This is a genomic window from Nocardia sp. NPDC051030, assembly GCF_040683015.1.
GTDB lineage: Bacteria > Actinomycetota > Actinomycetes > Mycobacteriales > Mycobacteriaceae > Nocardia.
This window is the reverse complement of sequence record NZ_JBFBCD010000005.1, coordinates 501,822-528,416: the sequence shown is the minus strand read 5'-3', so window position 1 is coordinate 528,416 and position 26,595 is coordinate 501,822. Positions and strand designations below refer to the sequence as shown.

At 68.0% G+C, this 26,595-nt stretch carries 24 protein-coding genes and 1 tRNA gene; 17 read left to right on the top strand and 8 right to left on the bottom strand.

The window, feature by feature from the left end:
- The first annotated feature begins 468 nt into the window (after nt 1–468).
- A complete protein-coding gene (locus AB0N05_RS20075) occupies nt 469–2,403 on the top strand; it encodes a DUF4407 domain-containing protein (RefSeq protein ID WP_364695973.1) in 1,935 nt (644 codons plus the stop codon).
- 100 nt (nt 2,404–2,503) lie between these two features.
- On the opposite strand, the gene AB0N05_RS20070 is transcribed toward AB0N05_RS20075, so the two are convergent.
- Nucleotides 2,504–4,057: an MFS transporter gene (locus tag AB0N05_RS20070; protein WP_364695970.1), complete on the bottom strand. Its 1,554-nt coding sequence runs from the start codon at nt 4,055–4,057 to the stop codon at nt 2,504–2,506.
- A gap of 76 nt (nt 4,058–4,133) precedes the next feature.
- Between AB0N05_RS20070 and AB0N05_RS20065 the strand changes: the two genes are divergently transcribed.
- The 5 genes from AB0N05_RS20065 to AB0N05_RS20045 are packed head-to-tail and all read left to right on the top strand — an operon-like array spanning nt 4,134 to nt 8,942.
- Complete coding sequence (locus AB0N05_RS20065) at nt 4,134–4,694, top strand: TetR/AcrR family transcriptional regulator (RefSeq protein WP_364695968.1); 561 nt, start codon at nt 4,134–4,136, stop codon at nt 4,692–4,694.
- A gap of 27 nt (nt 4,695–4,721) precedes the next feature.
- Nucleotides 4,722–5,594 carry a hypothetical protein gene (locus AB0N05_RS20060; protein WP_364695965.1) on the top strand — a complete coding sequence of 291 codons (873 nt, stop codon included), beginning with the start codon at nt 4,722–4,724 and terminating at the stop codon, nt 5,592–5,594.
- Entirely contained in the window at nt 5,591–6,634 is a 1,044-nt protein-coding gene (locus AB0N05_RS20055) for a DUF4129 domain-containing protein (RefSeq protein ID WP_364695962.1), read from the top strand. Before AB0N05_RS20060 ends, AB0N05_RS20055 begins: the two co-directional genes overlap by 4 nt.
- Nucleotides 6,610–7,614, top strand: coding sequence for a MoxR family ATPase (locus AB0N05_RS20050; RefSeq protein WP_364695959.1), 1,005 nt, complete (start codon nt 6,610–6,612; stop codon nt 7,612–7,614). The genes AB0N05_RS20055 and AB0N05_RS20050 overlap by 25 nt, the downstream gene beginning before the upstream one ends.
- Before the next feature lie 2 nt (nt 7,615–7,616).
- The gene (locus AB0N05_RS20045) at nt 7,617–8,942 is read left to right on the top strand and encodes a DUF58 domain-containing protein (protein WP_364695956.1); all 1,326 of its coding nucleotides are present in this window, start codon (nt 7,617–7,619) and stop codon (nt 8,940–8,942) included.
- Between the two features lie 10 nt (nt 8,943–8,952).
- Here the strand turns inward: AB0N05_RS20045 and AB0N05_RS20040 are convergent, their stop codons facing one another.
- Complete coding sequence (locus AB0N05_RS20040) at nt 8,953–9,750, bottom strand: RDD family protein (RefSeq protein WP_364695953.1); 798 nt, start codon at nt 9,748–9,750, stop codon at nt 8,953–8,955.
- A gap of 58 nt (nt 9,751–9,808) precedes the next feature.
- On the opposite strand from AB0N05_RS20040, the gene AB0N05_RS20035 reads away from it, so the two are divergent.
- The gene (locus AB0N05_RS20035; protein ID WP_364695950.1) at nt 9,809–10,858 is read left to right on the top strand and encodes a stage II sporulation protein M; all 1,050 of its coding nucleotides are present in this window, start codon (nt 9,809–9,811) and stop codon (nt 10,856–10,858) included.
- Between the two features lie 780 nt (nt 10,859–11,638).
- On the opposite strand, the gene AB0N05_RS20030 is transcribed toward AB0N05_RS20035, so the two are convergent.
- Nucleotides 11,639–11,721: transfer RNA gene (locus tag AB0N05_RS20030), tRNA-Leu, on the bottom strand.
- Between the two features lie 300 nt (nt 11,722–12,021).
- Here AB0N05_RS20030 and AB0N05_RS20025 point away from each other — a divergent pair.
- The 7 genes from AB0N05_RS20025 (at nt 12,022) to pknB (ending at nt 21,988) form a co-directional block, all read left to right on the top strand.
- Entirely contained in the window at nt 12,022–13,419 is a 1,398-nt protein-coding gene (locus AB0N05_RS20025) for an FhaA domain-containing protein (RefSeq protein WP_364695947.1), read from the top strand.
- A 205-nt stretch (nt 13,420–13,624) separates the two neighbouring features.
- Nucleotides 13,625–14,092, top strand: a complete 468-nt coding sequence (locus AB0N05_RS20020; protein WP_364695944.1) for an FHA domain-containing protein — start codon at nt 13,625–13,627, stop codon at nt 14,090–14,092.
- Nucleotides 14,089–15,528: a PP2C family serine/threonine-protein phosphatase gene (locus tag AB0N05_RS20015; protein ID WP_364695941.1), complete on the top strand. Its 1,440-nt coding sequence runs from the start codon at nt 14,089–14,091 to the stop codon at nt 15,526–15,528. The genes AB0N05_RS20020 and AB0N05_RS20015 overlap by 4 nt, the downstream gene beginning before the upstream one ends.
- The gene (locus AB0N05_RS20010; protein WP_364695938.1) at nt 15,528–16,997 is read left to right on the top strand and encodes an FtsW/RodA/SpoVE family cell cycle protein; all 1,470 of its coding nucleotides are present in this window, start codon (nt 15,528–15,530) and stop codon (nt 16,995–16,997) included. Before AB0N05_RS20015 ends, AB0N05_RS20010 begins: the two co-directional genes overlap by 1 nt.
- Entirely contained in the window at nt 16,994–18,463 is a 1,470-nt protein-coding gene (locus AB0N05_RS20005) for a penicillin-binding protein 2 (RefSeq protein ID WP_364695936.1), read from the top strand. Before AB0N05_RS20010 ends, AB0N05_RS20005 begins: the two co-directional genes overlap by 4 nt.
- A gap of 34 nt (nt 18,464–18,497) precedes the next feature.
- Entirely contained in the window at nt 18,498–20,075 is a 1,578-nt protein-coding gene (locus tag AB0N05_RS20000; RefSeq protein WP_364695933.1) for a serine/threonine-protein kinase, read from the top strand.
- On the top strand, nt 20,072–21,988 hold the full coding sequence (pknB, locus tag AB0N05_RS19995; protein WP_364695930.1) for a Stk1 family PASTA domain-containing Ser/Thr kinase: 1,917 nt from the start codon (nt 20,072–20,074) through the stop codon (nt 21,986–21,988). The genes AB0N05_RS20000 and pknB overlap by 4 nt, the downstream gene beginning before the upstream one ends.
- A gap of 75 nt (nt 21,989–22,063) precedes the next feature.
- On the opposite strand, the gene AB0N05_RS19990 is transcribed toward pknB, so the two are convergent.
- The 3 genes from AB0N05_RS19990 to AB0N05_RS19980 are packed head-to-tail and all read right to left on the bottom strand — an operon-like array spanning nt 22,064 to nt 23,854.
- The gene (locus AB0N05_RS19990; RefSeq protein ID WP_364695927.1) at nt 22,064–22,525 is read right to left on the bottom strand and encodes a deaminase; all 462 of its coding nucleotides are present in this window, start codon (nt 22,523–22,525) and stop codon (nt 22,064–22,066) included.
- A complete protein-coding gene (locus tag AB0N05_RS19985; protein ID WP_364695924.1) occupies nt 22,518–23,219 on the bottom strand; it encodes a dihydrofolate reductase family protein in 702 nt (233 codons plus the stop codon). The genes AB0N05_RS19990 and AB0N05_RS19985 overlap by 8 nt, the downstream gene beginning before the upstream one ends.
- Complete coding sequence (locus tag AB0N05_RS19980; protein ID WP_364695921.1) at nt 23,216–23,854, bottom strand: aminodeoxychorismate/anthranilate synthase component II; 639 nt, start codon at nt 23,852–23,854, stop codon at nt 23,216–23,218. Before AB0N05_RS19980 ends, AB0N05_RS19985 begins: the two co-directional genes overlap by 4 nt.
- 92 nt (nt 23,855–23,946) lie before the next feature.
- On the opposite strand from AB0N05_RS19980, the gene crgA reads away from it, so the two are divergent.
- Both crgA and AB0N05_RS19970 read left to right on the top strand, forming a co-directional pair.
- Nucleotides 23,947–24,213 (top strand): cell division protein CrgA, encoded by a 267-nt coding sequence (gene crgA, locus AB0N05_RS19975; protein WP_364695918.1) that lies wholly within the window; start codon nt 23,947–23,949, stop codon nt 24,211–24,213.
- A 73-nt stretch (nt 24,214–24,286) separates the two neighbouring features.
- Nucleotides 24,287–24,730, top strand: a complete 444-nt coding sequence (locus tag AB0N05_RS19970) for a PH domain-containing protein (protein ID WP_364695915.1) — start codon at nt 24,287–24,289, stop codon at nt 24,728–24,730.
- Here AB0N05_RS19970 and AB0N05_RS19965 read toward each other — a convergent pair.
- Together AB0N05_RS19965 and AB0N05_RS19960 are read right to left on the bottom strand one after the other, a co-directional pair.
- Nucleotides 24,727–25,602 (bottom strand): rhomboid family intramembrane serine protease, encoded by an 876-nt coding sequence (locus AB0N05_RS19965; RefSeq protein ID WP_364695912.1) that lies wholly within the window; start codon nt 25,600–25,602, stop codon nt 24,727–24,729. The two genes, AB0N05_RS19970 and AB0N05_RS19965, sit on opposite strands and share 4 nt — an antisense overlap.
- Nucleotides 25,603–25,641: 39 nt before the next feature.
- Complete coding sequence (locus AB0N05_RS19960) at nt 25,642–26,169, bottom strand: peptidylprolyl isomerase (protein WP_364695909.1); 528 nt, start codon at nt 26,167–26,169, stop codon at nt 25,642–25,644.
- 143 nt (nt 26,170–26,312) lie between these two features.
- On the opposite strand from AB0N05_RS19960, the gene AB0N05_RS19955 reads away from it, so the two are divergent.
- A complete protein-coding gene (locus AB0N05_RS19955) occupies nt 26,313–26,582 on the top strand; it encodes a hypothetical protein (protein ID WP_364695906.1) in 270 nt (89 codons plus the stop codon).
- Nucleotides 26,583–26,595: the final 13 nt, after the last annotated feature.

Below are 26,595 nucleotides of genomic sequence, written 5' to 3'. Positions count from 1 at the left end.
GATTCCGCGCGCGCGAGAGTGCCGCACGACCTGTCCAGCGCAGCTCCGGAACGGCCTCTCACCTGCAATGAAACAGATTTCCCCACAGAGCCTTCCGGCAAACCGGACGAGACGCGGCTAACTTTCCGGACCTGTAATACAGGTGGTGCGGCGGTCCGGGCGACATGCCCCGGCAACCTGCCGACCGTACGGAATCTTTATCGAATGTGGACTTCAGCACACGTCTGGCAAATATTGACTATGCATTAGTTCACTTTTTCCGCAGCGATTTCCGGGCGTTTTCCGCGTGATCAACGCCACGTCACGCACCGGAAACATGTCGGTGTGAGGCTGGCCACATACCGGCCGCCACGGTCGATGGAACCCGGAACCGCCTGTCACGCTGAGACCACGCTGTGTCCGAATTCAACGATTGAGCAACGGTTTCGAGAACCGAATCAGCTTGGGACTTAGAGGATGTGAGCTCCCATGACCGTTCACCATGTCCCGGAACAGAACGTTTCCGCAGCTTCGGGGGGAGCACCGCAATCCGGCAAGGCCGCCGCCAACGATCGCGGCGGCGCAGCCACACTGCTGGTCTGGCTGGGCGGTGCGGACCCCCGACTCACCGATCCGCACGACAGCGGCGGTTATTCGATCACCGGCGCGGTTGTGGCGCTGTTCGCACTCGTGTCAGGGGCCATTACGGCATTGGCGACCGGGGCCGCGAAGTGGCCGATCCTGGCCGTCGTCGCGATCGCGCTCATAGTGACCCTGCTGGTGGGGGCCATTTCCCGGGCGCTCGCCACCGCCGCGACACCCGCGCGTGACGACAGTGCGCATCACAGGACCCGCCGGGCCCTGGCCGAATTCGCGGGGCGCATCGCCATCGCCGTGGGGGCGGGCGTGGTCATCGCCGAATTGGCCTGCACCGTTCTGTTCGGCGGCAGCGTGAACCGGGTCCTGGACGAAACCGCCCAGCGTGGAGTCGAATCCGCACCGGCCGTGGTCACCGCGCGCGCCGAATCCGATCAGGCCCGCGCCGACCGGACCACCCTGGATCAGCAGATCACCAAGGCGCAGCAGGATGTCGACACCGCGCTGGTGACCGCGCGCTGTGAATTCAGCGCGGCCCCCGAATGCTCGCCGCTCCGGATCACCGGCGTGCCCGGCCGTGGACCCGAGGAGCGCACCGCCAACCAGCTGCTGGATGACGCGCGCGCTCAGCTCACCGCCGCACAGGGCAAGGTCGATGGCGTCAATGCCCGCGTCACCGAGAAAGAGAAGGCCCTGGCGACCGCGCGCGGCGCGGCCTACACCGAGGGCGATCGCGGACTCGGAGCGCGCTGGGTCGCCATGAACGACTACACGACAGGGCATTTCGGGCCGCTCATGCTGCGGCTGGGCATCGCACTGCTCATGATCGCGCTGGCACTGCTGCCCTTGCTGCTGCGCCGGTGGCGCGGTGAGACCGCCTTCGACCGTGAGGTCGCCGCCCGCACCGCCACCGGTCGGGTCGAGCAGGCGGCCGAGACGGCCATCGCCATCACCCAGGCGCAGGTGCGGGTCGAGACCGAAAAGCTGCGCGCCGAACAACAACTCACCTCGGCAAAGCTGGCCGCGCACGCCGATACCGCCATCGACCGGGAACGGCAGCGCACCCGCATCATCGCCGCCATCGGCAATTTCGAGATCGGCATCACCGAGCCCGCGCAGCAGCGCGCCGTCGCCGAATTCGACCGTGCCGCACAGCAGGAACTACCCGCCGGCCAGGGGGCCGGAGGAAAGGACAGCTCCGTGTCCCAGGAGGGGATCGTGACACACACGCCGAACCTGCCCGCCCAGCTCGCACCCGGCGTGCTGGCTCCGGCGCATACCGGCGGCGCGCTGGCACCGGCCGTGCCCGCGCAGCGGCCCGCAGCTACCAATAAGGGTGGCGGACTAGAACTCCCGATCATCGGCACCGTGCCGTTCACCGATACCGCGGCCCGCTGGATTCGCCCGCTGGTGCCTTCCTTCGTGGCCAATGCCATCGATACCGCGACGCATCCGATGCGCACCGTGCGCCAGGCCTTCGAGGAGGCCGAGGAGATCACCTTCACGCTGCGCCGCACCCGCAAGGTCACCGTCGACTCCGAGGATTCGGCCCAGCCGCAGCAGCAGGTCTACGCCGGGCAGCCGCAGTACGGTTACCAGCTGCCGCCGGGCGCGCCGCAACAGGTGCATGCCCAGCGGGTGGCGTCCACCGTGGTGGATCAGCCTTACGCCCAGAACCCGGGCTACGGTGCGCTGCCGCCGGGACAGGTCGTCGAGCCCGGCTACCCGCTGCCCGCCTCGCAACAGCATCAGGCGCTCGATCCGCGCCGCAATCCGGAGCTCGATTACCGCGGCCGACGTGAGCTGCCGCCGGGCAAGGGCGAGTAAGAGGCGTCACCCGGCACTGTCGCCGGATAGGGCTGTGGCCCGGCATGTTTCACGTAGAACATTACGGAAACGGCCGGGCCACAGTTGTTTACGGCAGGTATTACCGGGTCGTCCTGGTCGCGGCGCGGTACGCGATCACGGCGGTGAGCAGCAGGATGACAATGGTGCCGCCCGCCGCCAGGTGGATGCCGTTCACGAACGCGTGATGCGCCGAGTCGAGCAGCGTGGTTCCCGCCGCACCGGGCAGGCTGACCGCGGTTTCCACTGCGCTGCCGAGGGATTCACGGGCCACCGCCGACTGCTCCGACGGCACCTGCGACAGATCCAGGCCATGCCGGAAGACGCCCATCACGACACTCCCGAGGACGGCCACGCCCAGGGCGATGCCCAACTCCATGGCGGTCTCCGAGATGGCGGCCGCATTACCCGCGCGGGCCTCGGGCGCGGTACTGACGATCAGGTCGGACGAAACCGTCAGGGCCACACCCTCACCCAGGCCGATCAGCAGGAAGCCGATCACGAACGGCAGCGGCGAACCCGACGGGTCGGCGGGCAGCAGCCAGTACAGCGCCGCACCGATCGCCACGGTCACGAGCGAACCGGCCAGCACGGTTGCGGGCCACCACCAGCGCACCAGCCAGGCCGCTGCCAGCGCACCCACCATGCTGCCGATCGTGCCGGGGACGAGCAGTAGACCGGCCTCCAGCGGGGACTTGCCGAGCACCAATTGCAGGTACTGCGAGCCGAAGAACAACATTCCGGCCAGTGCGAAGACCGACAGCAGATTGGTGAACACGGCGGCCCGGAAGGGCGGCAGGCGGAACAGGTCGAGGTCGATCAACGGTGTGGTCAGGCCACGCTGCCGCCGCACGAACACGATGCCCGAGATCACGCCCACCGCGGCCACGAGCAGCAGCTTCGGGCTGGGGCCGTGCGCCGCGAATTCCTTGACCGCGTACACGATCGGGATCAGGGCAAGCAGCGAGAGCGCGGCACTGCGCAGGTCGAAGCGGCCCGGATTCGGATCACGCGACTCCGGCACCAGGAACGGGGCCAGCACCACGAGCAAGCCCATGACCGGCAGGTTCACCAGGAACACCGAGCCCCACCAGAAGTGCTCGAGCATCCAGCCGCCGAGCAGCGGGCCGAAGGCCGCGCCGCTGGCCGCCATGGCGCCCCAGACCGAGATGGCGAGGGTGCGCTGGCGGGCGTCGGTGAACATGGAGCGGATCAAGCCCAGCGTCGCGGGCATGAGGGTCGCACCGGCGACACCCTGGAGTACGCGTGCGGCAATGAGCATTTCGGCGTTGACCGACCAGGCGGCCAGGACCGAGGCCACGGCGAAGCCGATCGCGCCGATGAGCAGCAGGCGGCGGCGGCCGATGCGGTCACCGAGGGTGCCCATGGTGATCAGCAGTCCGGCGAGGACGAACGAGTAGACGTCGATGATCCACAACAGCTGCGGTGTGGTCGGCGCGAGGTCGGCCGTGATGGCGGGTACGGCGAGGTCGAGCACGGTCGCATCCACCGCGATCAGCAGTAGGGCGAGTGCGAGCACGCCGAGTCCGGCCCAGGTGCGGGCCGTGGCGCGTGCGGGTGTGATCGGGGTGTCGATGCGGAGTTCCGCCTGGTCGGCGGTGTGTGGGGTGGTCATTGGCTTCTCTTCCAGAGGTGAACCGTCCAGACGGTACAGTAACAGATGAACCGTCCAGACGGTACAGTGAATGCCCGTGACCTCCCGCGATCCATCCGACACCCGCAACCGGATCCTCGACGCGCTCGAATCCCTGCTGCTCGACAAGGGCATGTCGCAGGTGACCCTGGAGAACGTGGCCGCCACCGCCGGCGTCTCCAAGGGCGGGCTGCTCTACCACTTCAAGAACAAGGACGCCCTCCTGGCAGGACTGCTGCGCCGCGTCGGCGAACGCTCCGACCAGCAGGTGCGGGCCGCCCTCTCCCAGGGCAAATCCGTCGCCGAGTGGTACCTGCAAGCCCCACACCCCGAGGACGAGACCGACGCGCTCGAACTCGCGCTCTACCAGTCGATGCTGGCCGCCATGCGCACCGTCGACGGACCCCAGGACGCCGCCCAGGCCGAAACCGACCGCGCCCTCGACGAGGTGCTCGGCGCGTGGAAGACCGCCCTGGACAATGAGATTCCCGATCCCGTACAGGCCGAGATCGTGCGCCTGGTCGGCGACGGCGTCTACCTGCGCGCCCTGCTCGGCCTGCCGCCCATCGATCCCGATCTGTACCGACAGGTCGTCGCGAGGCTTTTACAGCAGTCCTGAACAGCACCTTCCCTATAGACTCGGCCCGTGTTGCCAGCCGCCGCCGACTCCGTCGGTCCGCCGACCGGCTCGGTGGGGGAACCGGACACCGATTCGGTGCCCGTACCTATCCGGCCCATGCAGTTCCATGAACTGCTCGATGTGCCGTTCGCGTTGATCCAGGCGCGGATCAAACTGCTGGGCGGACTGCTCGGCGTGGCGGTCGCGGTCGCTTCGGCGGTGGCCGTCGGGGCGACGCTCGCGGTATCGCTCGCCACCGGGGAATCGGACAGCGGAACCTTCTGGGGCGCACTCGTGATCACCCTGCTGTGCGCGTGGGGGCTGCGCCTGTTCGTGCGCGGCGTGACCGTGCCGATCGGGCTGTCCGTGGTGCACCGGCAGCCGATCGGATGGCGGGGCGCGCTACAACAACTCGCCTCGGAAGCCGGTCCGCTACTGGGCTATCAGGTGATGTACACGCTGATCGGCGTGGGCGTGCTGGCACTCGGCACCCCCCTGCTGGTGACGCTGCCGCTGGTCGCGGTGTGGCTGGGCTGGCTGCGCGCCAAGCGGTTCGCGACGGTGCCCGCCATCTTCGACGAATCCGCCACCTTCAAGGCCGCGACCGCGCGCGCGAAAGTGCTTGCCGCCGGAACGGAATGGCAGCTCGTCGGCGTCTGGATGTATCTGCGCGTCCTCATGGTGGTGCTGCTGGTCCCGCTGCTGGCGCTGCCCGAATTCATCTCCGAGTTCGCCGGGACCCATCGCTGGACCGTCACCGTCCTGATCATCACCGCGGCGCTGCTCATGGTGGCCTTCGCCGAAATGGTGGAATCCGCGACACAGGTCGTCGCCTATGTGGACCGGCGCTGCCGCCGCGAAGCCTGGGATATCGGCGTCCCGGGACAGGCGCGGCCGTGAGCACACCCGAACAGCCGAATGCCGGATTGCCCGGCGTCCCACCGGAACCCGCACTCGGACCGGCCGCCACCCACCGGGCCGCCGCCGAGGAGGCCGCCCGTCGCGCCGACTTCGGCACCGCCCTGCGGGAGCGGTATCGCGCGGTTACCCGCGGCCTGGAACAGCTCGGACTGCTCGAGGAACAGCGCGGCCGGACCGCCCGCGAGACCGCGCGGGCCGCCACCGCCACCGTGCCGGATACCGACGGACTGCCGTCGGCGGCACACAATTTCGACGAGATCGCCTACGGCGGGCGACCCGCGAACGAGGCCGAATACCGGCAGCTGGAACAGGCCGACCGGTTCTCCGTCGCGCCGCCGCCCAAGAACGTGCCCGCCGAGATCACCGAACAGCGCCGCAAGAAACGACGGAAATCCGGCGACAGCCGCGAGTACCGCCGCAGGGAACTGCCGTCGCTGCTGTACGACTGGCGGTTCTGGGCCGTCGTCCTGGGTGTGGTGGCGATCGTCGCGGCGCTCTGGCTGATCACCCACCTCGGTGCACCGCCCACACCCTCCGCACCGGACACCACGCCACCGCCGCAACGACCGGACGTCCCGCCACCCGACTTCGGGGCGGGCCAGGATTCCATCTTCCAGCGCTGGCCCGACTGGGTGGCCTTCGGTGGACTGCAAGCGCTCATCGCCTGGGCGGCGGTGCTGTGCTGGCGCGGACGGCGCCGCGGCGCGGTGGTCGGTGAAGCCCGGCCGGTGGAAGCACCGGCGCATGAACTGCTCACCGGACAGGCCGGGCTGTACCGCAAATCCCGCGACCACGATCATGTGGCCGGGATCCTGCGGGCGGCGACCCTGCGGCGGCTACGGCCCGCCCTGGACGTCACCGCCGACACCCCGCCCGAACTGGTGACCGTGACCCTCGCCGGTCGCCTCGGCACGGACCCGGCCATGGTCCGCGCCGCCCTGTACGACCCGGTCGAGCACCGGGACACCCTGGAACTCGTGGCCGCACAACTCGAATGGATCGAAGCGGAGGTCTTGTGACCACAGTGGACACCAACCACTCCCCCACCGCCGAGCAGGCGCAACAGGCGCTGCTCGCGCTGCGCGCCGAGATCGGCAAGGCGGTCGTCGGCAATGACCACGCCGTCATGTACCTGGTGCTGGCGCTGCTGTGCCGCGGACACGTCCTGCTGGAAGGCGTTCCGGGCGTGGCCAAGACGCTGCTGGTGCGAGCCCTGGCCGGGGCCCTCGACCTGGAGCATTCGCGCATCCAGTTCACCCCCGACCTGATGCCGGGCGATGTGACCGGATCACAGATCTACGACCCGCATTCGGCCGAATTCACCTTCCGCCGCGGACCGGTCTTCACCAATCTGCTGCTCGCCGACGAAATCAACCGCACCCCACCGAAAACCCAGTCGGCACTGCTGGAATCCATGGAGGAGCGGCAGGTCTCGGTGGACGGCGTGCCGCAGCCGCTGCCCGACCCGTTCGTGGTGGTGGCCACCCAGAACCCGATCGAGCAGGAGGGCACCTATCCGCTGCCGGAGGCGCAGCTGGACCGGTTCCTGTTCAAGGTCGACGTCCAATTGCCCGGGCGCGAGGACGAATTCCGCATTCTGCAACGGCATGCCGCCGGATTCGATCCGCGCGATCTGGCCGCCGCCGGGCTGCGACCGGTGGCCGGGCCCGAACATCTGGCCGCCGCCCGCGCCGCCGTCGCCCAGGTGACCCTGAGCCCGGAAGTACTGGCCTACACGGTCGACCTGTGCCGGGCGACCCGCACCTCCCCCGCCGTCGCGCACGGCGCGTCCACCCGCGGCGCGACCGCGCTCATGGCGGCATCGCGGGCCTTCGCCTGGCTGAACGGCCGCGGCTACGTCACCCCCGACGATGTGAAAGCCGTTGCGACCGCGGTACTCCGGCACCGCCTGCACCTGCGGCCCGAACACGAGGTGGAGGGCGTCACCGCCGAGGGCGTGATGGCATCGCTGCTGATGTCCGTGCCGGTCCCGGTGTAGCCGTGGTCGTCACCGGCCGGTTGGCCGCCGCGGCGGGTCTCGCCGCCCTGTTCGTCGCGCTGGTGCTGCCCTCGTGGCTCGGCGTGGCAGTGGCCACCGGGCTGCTCGCGGCGTTGATCTGCGCGGATCTGATGCTGCTGGGATCGACTCGGGCGCTGGAGCTTTCCCGCGAGCCACTCACCACCGTGCGCACCGGGCGCAGCATCGATGTGGAGCTCTCGGTGCTGAACACCGGGAACCGCGTGCTGCGCGGCACACTGTGGGACGACTGGCCGCCCAGCGCGCACGCCGAGCACCGCGAGCACGCGCTGAAGCTGCCGTCCAACACCAGGATTCGCCTGCATACCGAACTCACCCCCGCCTATCGCGGCGACCGGCTGGCCGGGCCCGTGACCCTGCGGCTGCTGGGCCCGCTCGGGATCGCCGGACGGCAGTTCCGCCGCGACGTGCCCGCCCGGCTGCGCGCCCTGCCGCCCTTCCGCAGCGAACGCCTGCTGGCCTCGAAGGTAAAACGGCTGCAACACCTGGAAGGCCGCAACACCACCACGATTCGCGGTCAGGGCACCGAATTCGATTCCTTCCGTGAATATGTGGCGGGCGACGATGTCCGCACCATCGACTGGCGCGCCACCGCCCGCGCCAATGATGTCCTGGTCCGCACCTGGCGGCCGGAACGCAATCGGCACGTGGTGATGCTCCTGGACACCGGCCGGGTCAGCGCGGGCCGCATCGCGTCGAAGGGCTGGGTCTCTTCGAAAGACCGTGGCGGCGACGGCACCCGCCTGGACGCCGCCATCGAGGCCGCCCTGCTGCTCGGCGGACTCGCGGCCGCGGGCGGCGACTCGGTGGACCTGCTCGCCTACGACCGCCGGGTCCGCGCCGAGGTGCGCGGCGTCGGCGGAAAACGCTTGCAGCTCAAACTCATGCACGCACTCGCCGGGGTCACCCCCGAACTGGTCGACACCGACTACCAGGGCCTGCTCCGCACCACCCTGCAACGCGCCCGCCGCCGCAGCCTGGTGGTCTGGTTCACCCATCTCGACGCCGCCACCGTGCAGGAGGGCCTGCTGCCCGTCCTCCCCGTGCTGCGTGAACGCCATCGCGTCCTCATCGTCTCGGTCACCGACCCGGAGGTCGCGGCCGCCGCCGCCCGCCGCGGCGCGGACCTCTACACCGCGGCCGCCGCCGAGAACATCCTCACCGAGCACGCCGTGGCCCGGGAAACCCTGCGCCGCATCGGCGTCCGCGTCATCGCCGAATCCCCCGACCGGCTACCGGAAGCCCTCGCCGACGAGTACCTGGAACTCAAACAGACCGGCGCGCTCTGATCCCGCGGGATCAGGCAGCGGGCCGCTGGTAGACGGCGTTCAGTTGCTGCCGGGTGGGCTGGGGCGGCGGCGGGAAGGCGCGCCGCTGCCGTTCGGCCAGGACCGCGCCCAGAATGTGCATCGGCGGATAGCCATTGGGCGGTGGCGTCCCCAGCCGCGCGCACACCGTGATCACCAGGGTGCGGCCCAGCCGATCCTGGACCTCCGGGGTCAGCGTGCCGAAGCGGAGCAGATAGCGACGGGCCGCGAGGGCCAGATCGTCCGGCAGCCCGGACAGGTCGAGTTGCCGGGCCCAGGCGGCCAGCCACGGCGGCGGCACCGCCAGCGAGGGCCAGGGCAGGCGACCGCGATCGTGCACGACCACGGTCCCGGCGAGGGCGTCGCCGATGCGCCTGCCGGTCGGCGAGCACAACGACACCACGATGGCGATCAACCCGGTGCCGAGCATCCAAAAGTCCACAATGCCCGCCAAGCCACGCGTGACGGCGTGCCGGAAATCGATGGGGCCGCCGTCGGCGCGCACCACCCGCAGGCCCATCGCCAGTTTCCCGACCGAGCGCCCGCGCGAAAGGGTCTCGCACAGCACCGGATAGCCGATCACGGCCGCGATCATCGACACCAGCACGGCGGCATCCCGCCACGCCGAATCCGCGCCGATCGCCGCCAGCAGCGTGAGCAGGACGAACACGAGCGCCAGCCCGATCAGCACCTGCAAGATCAGGTCGAGCAGGAACGCCGCGGCCCGTGTCGGTACCCGCGCGATCGGCAATTCGACGGCGACAGCCTCGCCGGTGGTGAAAAGCGCCATGTCTCTCCTGATGGGGGCGGTTAGCATTCTCCCGAGTCGAGGCGCAGGAAGGCAACCGATGGATCTGGACGTCTACACCTATGTGCACCGGCCCGCCTGGGACCGGCTCGATCTGCTTGCCTCGCGCCGCGGGAAACTCACCGGCGCGGAATCCGACGAACTGGTCCGGCTCTACCGCCTCACCTCGCAGCAGCTGGCCCGCTTGCAGACCCGCGACGCCGACCCCGAGATCGTGGCCGGACTGTCCGCCATTCTGACCCGCGCCCGCGGGAAAGTCCTGGGCGCGCAGGGCGACACCTGGCAGGAGATCGGGCGCTTCTTCACGCACCGCTTCCCGGCAGCGGTGTACCGGGCCTGGCCGTGGTGGGTGTCCCTGGCCGCGATCTTCCTGCTGGCGTCCACCGCCTTGGCCGCCTGGGTGGCCCGATCCGAGTCGGCCCGACGGCATCTGGGCCTGGACACCGATACCGACCACCTGACCCGCAAGGGCGGCGAGTTCGAGACCTACTACTACGAGCACTCGCACGACGCGTTCGCCGCCAAGGTGTGGACCAATAATGCGTGGGTGGCGGCCATGGCGCTGTTCACCGGGGTGCTCATCCTGCCCGCGGTGTGGCTGATCGTCATGAATGCCGTCAATCTGGGCGTGAGCGCCGGGCTGATGGCCGAGGCGGGCCGCCTGGACTCCTTCTTCGGCTACATCCTGCCGCACGGAATGCTGGAGCTGACCGCCATTTTCGTGGCCGGCGGCGCGGGCCTGAAGCTGGGCTGGACGCTCATCGACCCCGGTCGCGCCGGGCGTGCGCAGGCCCTGGCGCGGCAGGGCCGGGCCACGGCCATCATCGCGCTGGGCCTGGCGATGGTGCTGCTGGTGTCGGGATTCCTGGAAGGTTTCGTAACGCCGAGTTCGCTGCCGACCGTGCTGCGGATCGGAATCGGCGCGCTGGCCGAACTCGGATTCCTGTTGTACATCTTCGGCCAGGGACGACGCGTGGTGCTGGAGCAGCAGGCGCTCGAGGCGGGGGAAGTCGGGGCAACCGGGGAGCACATGCCGAGTTACTCGGTGGGGAGTGGTCCGAAACCGGTTGTCGGAGTGGCGACTTCCTAGTCGCGCGGCCTCCGGGATTTGATTTCCGCTGACCGCAGCGAGTCCGGCTCAGCTGCGGTCAGCGTTACCGATGACTCTACACAATCGTTATGGCTACGCAACCTCCGACTCGCACCGCGGGCGTATAAGCCGACCAGGCGAAATGCCCGTTCTCCGTAGGGAACCCGACAAGATCGCTAATTCCCAGCTTCTGCTTTGCGAGCGGTCTGCGAAGCGCCTTGAAACCTTCCATCCGGTCGTATTTCGGGACGAGATTGAACCCCTCGTGCGCGATGCTCGCCAACCCCCGCCGAGCGGTTTGCCGAATACTTCCGCGATAACCGATCATCACCGGTTCAACCCACGTTAAGCTGGTGTTTCGCCCCAGCTCAGTGCCTTTGCCCAGCAATCGCCTCAAGGCAAACAAACTCGAAGTTTGTTTATCCCAGTTTTGACCAAACGGTCGTCAGGCAATGGTGCCTTGAAATCGGTCGCATACCCGAAGTGACATCTTCCGGCAAACGAATTTCGCCCCTTGCAAGCCCCTTCGAAGGCACCCGGCAACGCTCCGGCCGAGGAGTTCACCATCGCCCCTGCGATCTTCGTCACACTAGCGTTTACCTGCGGTTTCACCGATCCCACTGAGCGGACGGCGGAAACGGCTCCGGCGCCGCGCGTCCAGTGCCACAGACAGACTGTTCGGTGCCCGGAACGGGCGGGGGGCAGCTACGGAAATAACAGCGCACCTACGAAAACGACTGAAGGCCTGCCCCGGAAACCGGAGCAGGCCTTCAGTCTTTGTGGGCGAAGGGGGACTTGAACCCCCACGTCCTTACGGACACTGGCACCTGAAGCCAGCGCGTCTGCCATTCCGCCACTCGCCCGAGCGACTCGAAAAACTTATCACGGGGCCTGCACCAAAACGAAATCGCCTGATGACCGGCGGTCTCTTCGGCGTGCAAGGAGGCTGGAGGCGCGTGATCACACCCCGGGAACCCTGGCTCGCTTCCAAGAGTTACAGGTGTGGACGATCGTGGATATCATGCAATCACCGTGTCCCTGCGGCGACACGCCATGCTCGCGTGTCGCTGTATCGGACGGCCGTCCATGCCACGGGCGTTAACAGACCACGACACGCGAACGCTTCTTCTGCAAGGAGCGTCCTGACCCGAGAGGAGGGGGCGATGGGGATCGTTTCACGTTTCGAACGCCGTCTCCAGGGCGCCGTCGGGGATGTCTTCGCCCGTGTCTTCGGCGGCAGCGTCGTCCCCCAGGAAGTCGAGGCGGCCCTGCAACGCGAGGCCACCGATAACGTCCAGGACGTCGGCGGGGGGCATCTGCTGGCTCCCAACAGCTATGTCATCACCATCAACGAGTCCGACCTGGGGCAGCTGATCCAGGGCGAGGGCAGCAATGTTGAGAAACGCGCGGACCACGACCTCACCGTGCGCGCATTCGCCAAACATCTCCAGGACTACATCCGTGAGCAAGGGTGGCAGACCTACGGCGAAGTGCACGTGGAGTTCGAGGCATCCCCTACGCTGCACACCGGACAGTTCAGGACGCGCGGCCGGGTGGACCCGGACGTCGGCGGTCGGCGGGCAGGCCCGTCACCGGGATCTGAACGCCCACAACGACCCAACCCGCAACCAGGAGCTGGCCCCATGACGCAGAACTCAGGCTACGACCCAAGCCGTGAGCCCGCGGAGTCCGATCCCCGAGGCGGCGGGTACGCGCCCCCGCCTGCGGGATATGGCCGTGGCGGGGCACAGCAGTACCCGGACCAGGGCGGCTATGCCGCCCCCGCCGAGCAGGGCTATGGCGAGTACCAGAACGGGTACGACTACAACCAGCAGCAGGGCGGCGCCGGCTACGGGCAACAGCAGCCCGGTTACGCCGACCAGGCGTACGGACAGCAGCCGGGGTACAGCGCACCGGATCAGGCGTACGGACAGCAGCCCGGCTATGCCGACCCCGGCTACGGACAGCAGCAGGGCGGCTATGCCGAACCCGGTTACGCCGACCCGGGTTACGGCCAGCAGCCCGGCTACTCGGACCAGGCCTACGGCCAGCAGCAGGGCGGATACGGCCAGCAGGGCTACGCCGACCCCGGCTACGGGCAACAGCAGCCCGGTTACGCGGACCAGGGCTACGGACAGCAGCAGGGGTACGGGCAGCAGCCCGGCTACGACCAGTACGCCGATCAGGCCGGATACGCCGACGATCAGGGGTACGGCCAGCAGGCCTACGGCCAGCAGGGCGGGTACGCCGCCCCGGCCGCGCACGCCGCCTCCGGCTACTCGGCCACCCTGCAGTTGGACGACGGCTCCGGTCGCACGTACCAATTGCGTGAGGGCAGCAACATCATCGGCCGCGGGCAGGACGCGCACTTCCGTCTGCCCGATACCGGAGTTTCGCGGCGGCACATCGAAGTTCGCTGGGACGGCCAGACCGCGATGCTCTCGGACCTCGGTTCGACCAATGGCACGCTGGTCAACGGGTCGCCCGTCCAGGACTGGCAGCTGGCCGACGGGGATGTGATCCGCGCCGGACATTCCGAGATCCTGATCCGGATCGTCTGATCCCGTAAGCTCGCGATGCAGGTCACGATATGGCTCGAGATTCCTCGGTCGTATCGTGATCGCAACCGGTCTACGGCCCTATGATGCTGCCAACACTCGTGGCGCATCAGGCCCGCGCTGACCAGCACATCGGTTGGGGGTCACGGAGCTTTCTCCGTCTGACAGCCCGTACCTACGACACGGTCGATACAGGAGGTGGAGCACCGTGCAGGGACTGATCCTGCAATTGACCCGTGCGGGGTTCCTGCTGCTGTTGTGGCTGTTCGTGTGGGCGGTGCTCCGGACCCTGCGCAGCGATATCTACGCGGCATCCGGCCTTCGGGTCGCCCCGCGAACCGCAGGCGGTTCCGCGGTGCTCCCTTCCTTTCGCCGGGGCCAGAAGGGCGCCAAATATCTCGTGGTGACTCAGGGTTCACTCGCCGGCACTCGCATCTCACTCGGCTCGCAGCCGGTGCTGATCGGGCGCGCGGACGACTCCACGCTGGTCCTCACCGACGACTACGCCTCCACCCGGCATGCGCGCCTGTCGCCGCGCGGGGAGGACTGGTACGTCGAGGATCTCGGTTCCACCAATGGGACCTACCTCGACAGGTCGAAGGTCACCACCCCGGTCCGAGTTCCGCTCGGTACCCCGGTCCGAGTAGGTAAGACAGTGATCGAGCTGCGATCGTGACACTTGTTCTCCGCTACGCAGCACGCAGCGACCGCGGTCTCGTCCGAGCCAATAACGAGGACTCCGTCTACGCCGGTGCGCGGCTACTCGCGCTGGCGGACGGCATGGGCGGCCACGCCGCCGGTGAAGTCGCCTCCCAGCTGATGATCGCGGCGCTGGCGCACCTCGACGACGATGAACCGGGCGACGATCTGCTCGGCAAGTTGAATCGCGCGGTGCACGAAGGCAATGCGCACATCGCCGATCAGGTCGAGGAGGAGCCGGAACTCGACGGCATGGGCACCACGCTCACCGCCATCCTGTTCGCCGGCCGCAAACTCGGCCTCGCCCATATCGGCGACTCCCGCGCCTACATGCTCCGGGGCGGTGAACTCGCCCAGATCACCCGTGACGACACCTTCGTGCAGTCGCTGGTGGACGAGGGCCGGATCACGCCGGAGCAGGCGCACACCCATCCGCAGCGCTCCCTGATCATGCGGGCGCTCACCGGCAATGAGATCGATCCGACGCTGGTGGTCCGCGAGGCCCGCGCCGGGGATCGCTATCTGCTGTGCTCCGACGGTCTCTCCGACGTCGTGAGTGATGAGACCATCTGCAATACGTTGCGCGAGGGCACCACCGATGAGGCGGCCGACCGCCTCATCGAATTGGCCTTGCGCAGTGGCGGTCCCGATAACGTGACCGTGGTGGTGGCCGACGTCATCGACCTCGACTACGGGCAGAGCCATCCCATCGTGGCGGGCGCCGCGTCCGGTGAGGACGAGGACACGCCCCCGCCGAACACCGCGGCCGGTCGGGCCGCCGCCATGCGGCCGCCGCGCGCGGTACCGCGCCGCGCGGTGCAGACGCCGGAGCCGGAACCGCCGAAGAAGAGCCACAAGCTGCGCTGGCTGGCCTTGTCGCTGGCACTGCTGGTGGCCATCGGCGCGGGGCTCACGGTGGGCTACAACATGATTCGCAGCAACTACTACGTCGGCGCCGACGGCGGCAAGATCGTGGTGCTGCGCGGACTGCCCGGCTCGGTGCTGGGCTATTCCATCCGCGATGTGGATCAGCTGGCCTGCGTCACTCGTGGCGGCGAACTGAAGATGACCGCCCCCGGCGAGTCCTTCCCGTCCGGCTGCCTCGAGCTCAAGCGCAATGATCTGCGGCCCAGCGGCCGGGATTCGGTCGACAAGGGCCTGCCGCCGGGCTCCCGCGAGGACGCCATCCGGCAGATGCAGAACCTGCTGAGTGAGCTGCTGCCGCCGTGCGAGAAGCCGACTCCGGCGCCGCCGCCGGTGGTCACCCCGCCCGCCGGTGATCCCGCGCAGACGAATGTCACCACCACGCCCGCCATTCCGCCGACCAGCGCTGCGCCCACCACCACGACCGCTCCCGTCACCACCACGACGACCCCGCAGATCCCCGAGCAGACCTGCAGGAACGCGGACTGATGTCCGCACCAGCGCCGCCGTCCGCTGGGGCCTTTCCCAGTCCGCCGGGCGGATTCGCTCCCGCGCCGCCGCCGTCCACCCGGCGGAATGTGGAACTACTGCTGCTCGGACTGGCGGCAGTGGTCACGACGGTGTCGCTGGTGCTGGTCGAGGCCAGCCAGGAACAGTCGATCACGTGGGAGATCGCCAAACTCGGCACGGCCTATCTGGCGCTGTTCGGTGTCGCCCACCTCGCTGTGCGGCGCTTCGCTCCCTTCGCGGACCCGCTCCTACTACCGATCGTGGCCCTGCTCAATGGCATCGGGCTGGTGTTGATCCATCGCCTCGACCTAGCCGAGGCGCAGGACGCCGCCTTCGCCTCCTCGCCCATCCCCTCCCCCGACGCCAATCAGCAGGTGCTGTGGACGGGGTTGGGGATGGTGGTTTTCATGGGCCTGTTGATCGCGCTGCGGGATTACCGCACGCTGGCCCGCTACGCCTACACCCTCGGTTTGATCGGCCTGATCGCGCTGGCCATTCCGGCGATCCTGCCGGACCGGTTCTCGCAGGTGAACGGGGCGAAGATCTGGATTCGCCTGCCCGGCTTCAGTGTTCAGCCGGGTGAGTTCGCCAAGATCCTGCTCATCATATTCTTCGCGGGCGTGCTGGTCGCCAAGCGCGATCTGTTCACCGCCGCGGGCAAACACGTGTTCGGCATGGAACTGCCGCGCGCCCGGGACATGGGCCCGATCCTGGTGGTGTGGATCGTATGCGTCGGCGTGCTGGTGCTGGAGAAGGACCTCGGCACCTCGCTGCTGATCTTCGCCACGGTGCTGGTGATGCTCTACATCGCCACCGAGCGGGTGGGCTGGGTCGCGGTCGGGCTGGTGCTGCTGTCCATCGGATTCGTGTTCGCCTACCAGGCTTTCGGGCATGTGCGGGTGCGCGTGTCCACCTGGCTGCACCCGTTCGAGGATTACAGCAATACCGGCTATCAGATTTCGCAGTCGCTGTTCGGGCTGGCCACCGGCGGGCTCGCCGGCACCGGGCTGGGCAGCGGGCGGCCCTCGCAGGTGCCCTTCGCCAAGACCGACTTCATCATCTCGGCCATCGGTGAGGAGCTCGGCCTGATCGGGCTCTCCGCGCTGCTGATGCTGTTCTGTGTGTTCATCATTCGCGGCCTGCGCACGGCCCTGGCGGTGCGGGACAGCTTCGGCAAGCTGCTCGCGGCCGGGCTCTCGTTCACCGTCGCGATCCAGTTGTTCGTGGTGGTCGGCGGTGTCACCAAACTGATTCCGCTGACCGGTCTCACCACGCCGTTCGTGTCCTACGGCGGCTCCTCGCTGCTGGCCAACTACGCGCTGCTGGCACTGCTGATCAAGGTGTCCGACGCGGCGCGCGCACCGGCTCCGGCGCGCAAGCGGATCCCGGAACCCTTGGCGGAAGCGCCGACCGAACTGGTGCGCAAGCCCAAGGGGGGTCTCGCGTGAACACACCGCTGCGCCGGGTGGCGATGGCCGTCATGGTGATGATCGTGGCGCTGCTGGCCAATGCCACCTACGTCCAGGTGATCAAGGCCGACAGCCTGCGCAATGATCCCCGCAATGTCCGGGTGCTGCTGGACGAGTACGCCCGCCAGCGCGGCCAGATCTCCGCGCAGGGCACCGTGCTCGCCAGCTCGGTCTCCACCGACGACCGCTACAAGTACCTGCGCACCTACCCGACCGATCCGCTGGCCTACGCGCCGGCCACCGGCTTCTACTCCATGCAATACGGCAGCACCGGGCTGGAGCATGCCGAGGACTCGGTGCTCAACGGCTCCGACAATCAGCTGTTCGGGCGGCGGCTCATCGATATGGTCTCCGGCCGGGATCCGCGCGGCGGCAATGTGATCACCACGATCAATCCCGCCATGCAGAAGGTCGCCTACGAGCAGCTGACCGCCAAGGGCTACACCGGTTCGGTGGTCGCGATCGAGCCGAGCACCGGGCGCATTCTCACCATGGTGTCCACGCCGTCCTACGATCCGAACCTGCTGTCCGGGCACGACGGGGCGCGCGCCACCCAGTCCTGGGATCAGCTGCGCTCGGATCCGCGCCAGCCCATGCTGAATCGCGCCGTCTCGCAGACCTATCCGCCGGGCTCCACCTTCAAGGTGATCACCACCGCGGCCGCGCTGTCGAACAATATCGCCAAGCCGGACGATCAATTCACGGCCGCGCCGCGAATCACCTTGCCGGACACCAGCACCACGCTGGAGAACTACAATGGCAGCCATTGCGGCCCGGGCGATGCCCAGACCGCCTCGCTGACCGAAGCGTTCAAGTACTCGTGTAACACGGCCTTCGCGGAGCTCGGTATCAAGGTCGGGGCCGCGAAACTCAAGGACGAGGCCGCCGCGTTCGGTGTCGGCCAGCATCCGAATATCCCGATTCCGTGGGCGGACAGCACCATCGGCACCATTCCCGACCCCGCGGCCCTCGGACAGAGCAGCATCGGGCAGCGCGATGTGGCGCTCACCCCGCTGGACAATGCGGTCATCGCGGCCACCGTCGCCAATGGCGGCGTGCGCATGCAACCGCATCTGGTGGACCAATTGCAGGCCCCCGACCTGACCACGCTGGAGACCGTGAAACCGACCTCGGTCGGCCAGGCGATCTCCGCGCAGGTGGCCACGCAACTGACGAACCTGATGATCGAATCGGAGAAGAACACCCAGGGTGGCGGGCAACGCGGCTACACCATCGCCTCGAAGACCGGCACCGCCGAACACGGCACCGACCCGCGCAATACCCCGCCGCACGCCTGGTACATCGCCTTCGCGCCGGCGCAGAACCCGAAGATCGCGATCGCGGTGATCGTCGAGAACGGCGGGGACCGGGCGCTCGCGGCCACCGGCGGATCGGTCGCCGCGCCCGTCGCGCGCGCGGTGCTCGATGCCGGACTGGGGGGCTGAACCACATGGACGTGCAAGGTAGACGGGGTCACGAATGCTGAACAACGGTGCGATGATCGCGGACCGGTACCGGCTGCAGCGCCTGATCGCCACCGGTGGAATGGGACAGGTCTGGGACGCGCTCGACACCCGGCTCGATCGCCGGGTCGCGGTGAAGGTGCTCAAGGCGGAGTTCTCCGCCGACCCCACATTCCGCCATCGGTTCCGGACCGAGGCGAGAACCACCGCGCAGCTCAATCATCCCGGTATCGCGGGCATCTACGACTATGGCGAGACCATGGATCCGAGCGGTGGCGAAACCGCCTATCTGGTCATGGAACTGGTCTCCGGTGAACCGCTCAACGCGGTGCTCAACCGGCTCAACCGGCTGTCGGTCGCCCAGGGTCTGGACATGCTCGAGCAGACCGCCCGCGCCCTGCAGGTGGCGCACGCGGCGGGCGTGGTGCACCGGGATGTGAAGCCCGGCAATATCCTGGTGACGCCGACCGGTCAGGTGAAGATCACCGATTTCGGTATCGCCAAGGTCGTCGACGCCTCCCCGGTCACCAAGACCGGCATGGTGATGGGCACCGCCCAGTACATCGCGCCGGAGCAGGCCACCGGCGAGGATGCCACCGCCGCCTCCGACGTGTACTCACTCGGCGTGGTCGGCTACGAGGCCCTCGCCGGGACCCGGCCGTTCACCGGTGACGGCGCGCTCACCGTGGCCATGAAGCATGTGCGGGAGACCCCGCCGCCGCTGCCCGCCGATCTGCCGCCGAATGTGCGCGAGCTGATCGAGATCACCATGGCCAAGGATCCGGGCCAGCGGTACACCAGCGGTGGCGAATTCGCCGACGCGGTGGCCGCGGTGCGGGCCGGACGCCGTCCCCCGGCGACCGGCGGCATGGCCACCCAGCACATGACCTCCGGTTCCTCGCGCGTGGTGCCGCCGACCGGGCAGACCCAGATCATTCCGGGCGGGCGCGCCGATCAGGCCACCATGCGCTATCCCTCGCCGCAGCAGCCCATGCGCAAACCGCCGCAACCCGATCCGGCCGGCGCGACCGCGCTGCTGTCCGGGCCGCGCACGCCGGTGGGTCCGCCCACCGGATTGCCGGTGCGCGGCGCCGCGGCGGGCGGCGGCGGGCGCTTTACCAATAGCCAGAAGGCCATGGCCGGAATCGGTGTGGGCGCACTGATTCTGGGTGCCGCGGCGGCCTTCGTGCTGCTCAACGGGTCCTCGCCGGAAACGACGCCGACCACCCGCACCAGCGCGGTCGTGGTGCCGCCGGTGCAGGCCCCGACCACGACCACGCCGCCGGTCACCACCACCAAGGAGAAGCCGGTGGCGCCGCCGGTGACCACCTACGAACCGCCCACCACCACCTACGAGGCGCCGACCACCACGCCGCCGCCGGTCACCACCACGGTCCCCAAGACCACCAAACCGGATCCGACGACCACCGCGCCATCGACCAGCAAACCGGAACCGACCACGACGGCGCCGACCACCACCGCCAAGTACCCGCGCACGCCGTGGGAATTACCATCGTTGCCATCGATTCCCGGTGCTCGTGGGAGCGTCGGATCACCGGATAGCGACCCAGCCAGCAACCGAGGACAGTCATGACGACCCCGAAGAACCTCTCGTCTCGCTACGAGCTGGGCGAGATCATCGGGTTCGGCGGCATGTCCGAGGTCCACAAGGCTCGCGATCTGCGGCTCGGCCGTGATGTGGCGATCAAGGTGCTGCGCGCCGACCTCGCCCGCGACCCCACGTTCTATCTGCGGTTCAAGCGCGAGGCGCAGAACGCGGCGGCCCTGAACCATCCGGCCATCGTCGCGGTGTACGACACCGGTGAGGCCGAGATCGACGGCGGACCGCTGCCGTACATCGTGATGGAGTACGTCGACGGCGACACGCTGCGCGATATCGTCCGCGGCAAGGGCCCGCTGCCGCCCCGGCGCGCCATGGAGATCATTGCGGATGTCTGTGCCGCACTGGACTTCTCGCACCGCAATGGCATCGTGCACCGGGATATGAAGCCCGCCAACATCATGATCAACCGGGCCGGCGCGGTGAAGGTGATGGACTTCGGCATCGCCCGCGCCATCGCCGACAGCTCCAACCCCATGACCCAGACCGCGGCGGTCATCGGCACCGCCCAGTACCTCTCGCCCGAGCAGGCCCGCGGCGAGCAGGTCGACGCCCGCTCCGACGTGTACTCGGTCGGCTGCGTGCTCTACGAAATCCTCACCGGCGAACCGCCTTTCACCGGCGATTCGCCCGTCGCCGTCGCCTACCAGCACGTCCGGGAGGATCCGCGGCTCCCGTCGCACGTGTATCAGGGCGTGCCGCGCGAACTCGACTCGGTCATCCTCAAGGCGATGAGCAAGAACCCGGCCAACCGGTATCAGACCGCGGCCGAGATGCGCGCCGACCTCATCCGGGTGCTGGGCGGACAGAAGCCCACCGCGCCCGTGGTCATGACCGAGGAGGACCGCTCCGACTTCCTCGACGACGACACCCCGCCGCCGCACCGCTACCGCACCGTCGAACGCCGCGACGACACCACCGAACAGGAGATCGTCGAGCGCGGCAACCGCGAGGATCGCGGCCGCCGCGGCCTGTACATCGCGGCGGCAGCGCTCGCCGTGGTGGCGGTGGTGGGTGGACTGCTGTGGGCACTGGTCGGTCCGGGCGCTCGCGCGGAACAGGTGACCGTGCCCGATCTCGCGAACCAGAACTACCAACTGGCGCAACGGGATCTGCAGAAGCTCGGCTTCACCGTGGCCGTCGAGAAGAAACCGGACGCCAAGGTCGCGGTCGACAATGTCATCGCCACCCAGCCGCTCGGCAGCTCCCGCGTCGACAAGGGCAGCACCGTCACCATCCAGGTATCCACCGGGCCGCAACAGGTTTCGGTGCCGCGCCTGGCCGGACTCACCCAGGCGCAGGCCGAACAACAGCTGAATGCCCAAGGGCTGCGGCTGAATCCGGATGTGAAGAAGGATACGTCCAGCGCCGAGGACAAGGACAAGGTCACCAGCCAGGTCCCCGGCGAGGCGCAGAAGATCGACGCCGGCGGTCAGGTCACCATCACCATCGGCACCGGACCGGACAAGGCCCGCGTCCCCGATGTGGTCGGCCAGTCCATCGAAGTGGCGCAACCGAACCTGACCGAGAGCTCCAACTTCAAGGTCGTCATCAAGGAAGTCCAGAGTTCCCAGCCCAAGGGCACCGTGATCGCCACGGACCCGCCCGCCGGAACCATGGCCGAGCGGAACTCCACGGTCACCGTGCAGGTCTCCACCGGTGACGGCATCACCATGCCCAGCGTCATCGGCCTCACCCCGGCCCAGGCCGCGGACATGCTGCGGCAGCGCGGCTGGAACGGGCAGATCAGCCAGAACACCCAGAACACCCTCAACGCCGGTGATGTCGGGCGCATTCTCGCCCAGCAGCCGACCGCCGGATCCTCGATCAGCAAGACCCAGACCATCACCATCACCGTCGGTGCCATATCGCTCGGGCCGCCGTGAGATGAGACCGTGAACTGACGACGCGACCTCGGCCATTTCGGCCGAGGTCGCGTTTCTTTGTCTAGAGCCGCAGTCTCAGAGCCGCAGGTGGCGGTTCATCGACATGGCTTCGTCGGCGAGATCCTCGAGTTCCACGACCTCGATGCCGTGCTCGCGGAGCTTCTCCACGCCGACACAGTTCTCCACGAACAGGTTCGGCTCCCGCCACGCGATGACCACGCGGCGGATTCCCGCCTGCAGGATGCGGTCGGTGCAGGGCGCGCGATCCTTGCTGGCACGCTGCGAGCAGGGTTCCAGGGTGCTGTAGAGGGTGGCGTGCGGCAGGCGCGGATCACCGGATTCCAGCTTGTTCAGGGCGGATTCCTCGGCATGCACCTTCTCGTCGGTCTCCCGCGACCAGCCGTGCGTGAGTTCTACACCGTCCGCGCCGACCACCACCGCACCCACCGCGTAGGCGGTGTCACTGTGCGGGCACAGCCGCGCCAGGCCGATGGCGTGCCGCATCCAGCCGCGATCCGAGCGTTCCTCGTCAGACATCCGACTCCTTCGGCAGATAGCGCAGCAGCGCGATATCGCCGATCCGGGCGACATCCGCCAGCCGCATGCGATGCGTGGCGCCACCGGGAAAATCGGCGGCACCGAGCAGTGTTGTTTGCAAGAAGCGCGGCGCGGCCGGATCACCGACCACTATGGGCGCGACCGCCATCCAGAGCTCATCGGCCAAACCCGCTGCGAGAAAAGCGGTGTGGATGGACCCGCCGCCCTCCACCATGAGGCGTTCGATGCCGCGTTTACCGAGATCATCCAGCAGATCGGCGAAATATACTGCCGCACCCAGGGATACGACCTCGGCGAGGCCGGACAACCGGTCACCGATCCGGCCCGCACCGGAATCGGTTGTGTAGACAATTCTTTCGCCGCCGGACTGCCAGAACTTCAGCCCCGGATCGAGATCCCCCGCGGCCGTGACGATCACACGCAGCGGATACTCCGGTTTCCCGGCCGCCACCCGCTGCACCCGCCGGTCCGCACTATTGACCAGCAGCCGTGGATTGTCGCGGCGCAGGGTCTCCGCGCCGATCAGCACGGCGTCCGATTCGGCCCGCAGTGCATCCACCCGATCGAAATCGGCCGCATTGGACAGCAGCAGCCGATCCGGCGACGCATCGTCTATGTATCCGTCGAGGCTCACAGCCACCGACAGCAGCACATGAGGCCTCGGACCGCTCATACGAGCGCCGCGACCTCCGCCTCGAGGGTCTGCACCAGGCCCTCGGCGGGACGCTCGCCGCACACGCCCAGCCAGTTGGCGAGCATGCGATGCCCGCCCTGGGTGAGCACCGACTCGGGATGGAACTGCACGCCGTGGATCGGCAGCTCGCGATGCCGCATGGCCATGACGATGCCGGTCTCGGTGCGGCCCAGCACCTCCAGCTCCGGCGGCATCGTCTCCTCGAGGACGGTCAGCGAGTGGTAGCGGGTGGCGGTGAACGGATCCGGCAGGCCCGCCAACACGCCCGCACCGATATGGAAGACATCGCTGGTCTTGCCGTGCAGCAACTCGGGGGCTTTGGTGACGGTCGCGCCGAAGGCGGCCCCGATGGCCTGATGTCCGAGGCACACGCCCAGCAGTGGAGTCTCATTGGCCGCGCAGGCCTTCACGAGGTCCATGCTCACGCCCGCGCGCTCGGGAGTACCCGGTCCCGGGCTGATCAGCACGCCGTCGAATTCCTTGACGACCGCGTCGAGATCCGCCAGCTGGGCGTCGTCATTGCGCCAGACCACCGCTTCGGCACCCAGCTGTCCGAGATACTGGACCAAGTTGAATACGAAGCTGTCGTAGTTGTCGACGACCAGAACGCGCATAAGTCGAGACTAGTTGGCCGCTCCGCTGTCGTCGCATGCAATACCGCTGTATGTACCCTTTACCCAGACTGCACGCCGAAATTGAGGACGTCATGCCCAAGTCGAAGGTCCGGAAGAAGACCGACTACACGATCAACCCGGCCAGCCGCACGCCTGTGAAGGTGAAGAGCGCTGGTCCGTCGCCGGTCTGGTACGTCTCCATCATGCTGGGCTTCATGCTCGCCGGCCTGGTCTGGCTGCTGGTCTACTACCTGGCCGCCGAGCACATCGGCTGGATGAGCGACCTGGGCGCATGGAACTTCTTGATCGGATTCGGCCTCATGGTGGTCGGACTGATCATGACCATGCGCTGGCGATGAGTGCCTTACATCATTGTTATTCATACACACCTGTGGATGACCTTGTGGACAACTCGAGGAGAGAGTGGGGACAGTGACTGAAATCAGTCCCTCTGCCCGGCTCTCCTGGTCCACACCCCCGGCCGCCCTCGCCGCCTGCGCGGTGGGCGGTCTCGTACTGCTGGCCGGAGCCATTCTCACGAACGACGGCCCCGGCAAACTGCTCATCGGCATCGGCGCGGTGGGCTTGCTGTTCCTGACCGGAATGGGGTTGCGGCAGCGCCCCAGACTCGCCGTCGAACCGGGTGATCCGGCGCGACTGGTGGTGCGCGGCCTGACCGGCGCGCGGTACTACACCGCGCCGCAAGTGTTCCGCGTGCGCGTGGTCAACTACCAGCGTCTGGGCCGTCGCACGCCCATGCTGGAACTCGACGTCGACCACGACGGCGAGGAGAAGCTGCTGATCTTCGGCCGCTGGGATCTGGGCACGCACCCCGAGGATGTCCTCGAGGTGCTGCGCGTGCATCTCTCGCGTTAGACCGCCGGTGCTCCGAGGATCGTGACCAGTACCGCGATCACGCCCACGGTCGCCACCGCGGCCCAGCCGATCGCCATGGCCGCCGACGGCGTGGCCGCCCGCAGCCAGCGCGGCAGATAGAGAATGCCGCCCGCGGCGGCCGTCCCGGCGAGCAAGCCGCCCAGATGCGCCCAGATCGAGATTCCCGGCACCGAGAACGTGATGATCAGGTTGATCACCAGCAGCACGAGAATCTGGGTGAGGTTCTGCCGCGTCCGCAGCATGACCACCGCCACCGCACCGAACAGGCCGAAGATCGCCCCGGACGCGCCCGCGGAAGCCGTCGCCGGATCCGAGAACGCCGTCACCGCGGCCGAACCGCCGAGCAGCGACACCAGATACACCGAGGCGTAGCGGGCCTTGCCCAGCGCCACCTCGCAGTAGGGGCCGAGCACGTAGAGCGCGAACATATTGGCCAGCAGATGAATCGGCCCGTAGTGCAGGAAGCCCGAGCCGAGCACCCGCACCCACTGGCCGTCGTAGCCGATGACGCCGGGCACCAGCATCCAGTCCACGAACAGCTGGGAGTTCCGATTGTCCATGACGCTGTGCGCCTGGAACGCGGTCACCGCGAACACGATCACATTCAGCGCGATCAGCGTGTAGGTGACCAGCGGCTTCGGGATGCCCTGCGGCGACACGCGCGTCCCGGCCGCATTACGCACCGGCCGGACATCCTTGCGGTCCTGCTGAACACAGTCCGCGCAGTGCTGCCCGACTGAGGCCGGGGTCAGGCATTCGGGGCAGGCCGGGCGCCCGCATCGGGTGCAGCTCAACCCGGTGGGGCGGTCCGGATGGCGGTGGCAGGTCGGTGCGGGCGCTTGCGGATTCATGCGAATTCTCTTCGGGTCGTCCGGAATCGGGAACCGGAATCAGGAGATGGTGATCTTGGAGATCACGACCTCGTCCTTGGGACGATCCTGCCGGTCCGTCGCCACCTTGGCGATCTGATCGACCACCGTGCGCGAATCCGGGTCCAGCACCTCACCGAAGATCGTGTGCTTGCGGTTCAGGTGCGGCTGCGCGCCGACGGTGATGAAGAACTGCGAGCCGTTGGTGGCCGGTCCGGCATTCGCCATGGCGAGCAGGTAGCCGCGGTCGAAACGGAGTTCCGGATGGAATTCGTCCTTGAACTCGTAACCCGGGCCGCCACGGCCGGTACCGGTCGGATCGCCGCCCTGGATCATGAAACCGTCGATGATCCGGTGGAAGACCGAGCCGTCGTAGAACGGGCCGGAGTCGGTGCCGGACGCGTTCTTCTTGGTGTACGGCGCGGTGCCGTCGGCCAGTCCTAGGAAGTTCCGGACGGTCGCGGGCGCATGGTTACCGAAGAGCGAGATCTTGATGTCGCCATGGTTGGTGTGCAACGTGGCGACGGCGGTCTGATTCGGTGAGGTCACGCCCGCAATGCTAGGCCCAGGCCCCATCAGTGCCCCGACACGGCACACGTCGCGAGGCATGACCCAGAGTTTGCTGTGATTTCCTGCCCGGATTCGGGCACAAATGTTGGCATAAAGGTCCGCGGCATGGCAGGTTCGGACGAGTGAATCCTGGGGTCCCGGTCGAACTGGTGCACCATGTGGCAGCCTCCACGGGCCTCCCGCCCGCCGTCGCGGCCCGGGTGGTCGCCGATGTGGTCGGGTATTTCGACGAGTCCGCCGAGCAGTTCGTGCGCCGCAGGCATGCCGAACTACAACGCCGGCAGGTGCGCAATGCGGAGATCTGGCAGCGCATCGCCGACGAACTGGCCCAGCGCCGGGTCGCCGCCCCCGAATTCACCGAACGGCAGCTGCGCCGCATCGTCTACGGATAGGGAGATCGTCGCG

Excerpts from the sequence above, each read along its gene's own strand:
- AB0N05_RS20075 (WP_364695973.1), top strand. The coding sequence starts at position 469 with ATGACCGTTCACCATGTCCCGGAACAGAACGTTTCCGCAGCTTCGGGG.
- AB0N05_RS20070 (WP_364695970.1), bottom strand. The coding sequence starts at position 4,057 with ATGACCACCCCACACACCGCCGACCAGGCGGAACTCCGCATCGACACC.
- AB0N05_RS20050 (WP_364695959.1), top strand. The coding sequence starts at position 6,610 with ATGGATCGAAGCGGAGGTCTTGTGACCACAGTGGACACCAACCACTCC.
- AB0N05_RS20040 (WP_364695953.1), bottom strand. The coding sequence starts at position 9,750 with ATGGCGCTTTTCACCACCGGCGAGGCTGTCGCCGTCGAATTGCCGATC.
- AB0N05_RS20035 (WP_364695950.1), top strand. The coding sequence starts at position 9,809 with ATGGATCTGGACGTCTACACCTATGTGCACCGGCCCGCCTGGGACCGG.
- AB0N05_RS20025 (WP_364695947.1), top strand. The coding sequence starts at position 12,022 with ATGGGGATCGTTTCACGTTTCGAACGCCGTCTCCAGGGCGCCGTCGGG.
- AB0N05_RS20010 (WP_364695938.1), top strand. The coding sequence starts at position 15,528 with ATGTCCGCACCAGCGCCGCCGTCCGCTGGGGCCTTTCCCAGTCCGCCG.
- AB0N05_RS20000 (WP_364695933.1), top strand. The coding sequence starts at position 18,498 with ATGCTGAACAACGGTGCGATGATCGCGGACCGGTACCGGCTGCAGCGC.
- pknB (WP_364695930.1), top strand. The coding sequence starts at position 20,072 with ATGACGACCCCGAAGAACCTCTCGTCTCGCTACGAGCTGGGCGAGATC.
- AB0N05_RS19990 (WP_364695927.1), bottom strand. The coding sequence starts at position 22,525 with ATGTCTGACGAGGAACGCTCGGATCGCGGCTGGATGCGGCACGCCATC.
- AB0N05_RS19985 (WP_364695924.1), bottom strand. The coding sequence starts at position 23,219 with ATGAGCGGTCCGAGGCCTCATGTGCTGCTGTCGGTGGCTGTGAGCCTC.
- AB0N05_RS19980 (WP_364695921.1), bottom strand. The coding sequence starts at position 23,854 with ATGCGCGTTCTGGTCGTCGACAACTACGACAGCTTCGTATTCAACTTG.
- crgA (WP_364695918.1), top strand. The coding sequence starts at position 23,947 with ATGCCCAAGTCGAAGGTCCGGAAGAAGACCGACTACACGATCAACCCG.
- AB0N05_RS19965 (WP_364695912.1), bottom strand. The coding sequence starts at position 25,602 with ATGAATCCGCAAGCGCCCGCACCGACCTGCCACCGCCATCCGGACCGC.